General features: G+C 75.2%; 2 protein-coding genes. Both read right to left on the reverse strand.

Going from position 1 to position 1,083, the window contains the following annotated elements; genetic code table 11:
• A partial coding sequence (ribH, locus tag BIV01_RS16900) for a 6,7-dimethyl-8-ribityllumazine synthase (protein ID WP_071303618.1) occupies positions 1-336 on the reverse strand: 336 nt, incomplete at its 3' end.
• Positions 333-1,083: 3,4-dihydroxy-2-butanone-4-phosphate synthase (ribB, locus tag BIV01_RS16905; protein ID WP_441294378.1), on the reverse strand; the 751-nt coding region annotated here is incomplete at its 5' end. The genes ribB and ribH, both read right to left, overlap by 4 nt.

Below are 1,083 nucleotides of genomic sequence, written 5' to 3' on the forward strand. Positions count from 1 at the left end.
GCCGACGGGCTTGCCGGCGTCGATCGCGACCCGGGTGAGGCCGCTCGTCGCCGCGTCCGAGACGTACTCGAAGTGCGGGGTCCCACCGCGGATGATCACGCCGAGGGCGACCGCCGCGTCGAACCCGGCCTCGAGCGCGGCCTTCGCGACCACGGGCAGCTCGAAGCTCCCGGGGACGGGGATGACCTCCGCCGTGGCACCGAGCCGCTCGACCTCGCGCTGCGCCCCGGCGAGGAGGCCCCCGGCGATCTCGTCGTGCCACTGCCCGGCGACGATCGCCACCCGGATGCCGCTGCCGTCGACGTGGTCGCGGTCCGCCGCGCCTGCTCCGCTCATCGTGCCGTTCCTTCCGTGGGCGCGGACTCCGCCGCTGCCCGGTCTGCCGCGTCGAGCCACTCGGCGAGCGCGGCGATGGTGATGACGGGCACGCCGGCGCGTGCCCCGAGTCCGAGGAGTCCCGGCAGACGCATCATGCCGCCGTCCTCGTCGACGATCTCGCAGATCGCCGCGGCGGGCCGGAGCCCTGCGGCGGTGACCAGGTCGATCGCGGCTTCGGTGTGGCCCGCACGCTCGCGGACCCCGCCCGGACGGGCCCGCAGGGGCACGACGTGTCCGGGCCGGTGCAGGTCGTCGCGCACGGACGCCGGGTCGGCGAGGACCCGCAACGTGTGCGCTCGGTCGTGGGCGCTGATGCCGGTGGTGACCCCGACGGCGGCGTCGACGGTCACGGTGTAGGCCGTCCCGCGGACGTCCTCGTTGTGGGCGACCATCGGCGGGAGGTCGAGTGCGTCAGCGATCTCGACGCTCACCGGTGCGCAGATGAACCCCGACGAGTGCGCCACGGTCCAGGCGATCCACTCGGGGGTGGCGAGTTCGGCGGAGAGGATGACGTCGCCCTCGTTCTCGCGGTCCTCGTCGTCGGCGACGATCACCGGGCGGCCGGCGGCGATGGCGGCGATGGCCTCGTCGACGCTCGACAACCCGAGCGATCCCGGGACGACGACACCGGACTCGGCGACCGCACCGGACGCAGCGACCGCACCGGAGGCACCCGCCTGCGCGGCGGGACGTGCCCCGGCGACC

The organism is Curtobacterium sp. MCBA15_013, assembly GCF_001865095.1.
Classification (GTDB): Bacteria; Actinomycetota; Actinomycetes; order Actinomycetales; family Microbacteriaceae; genus Curtobacterium.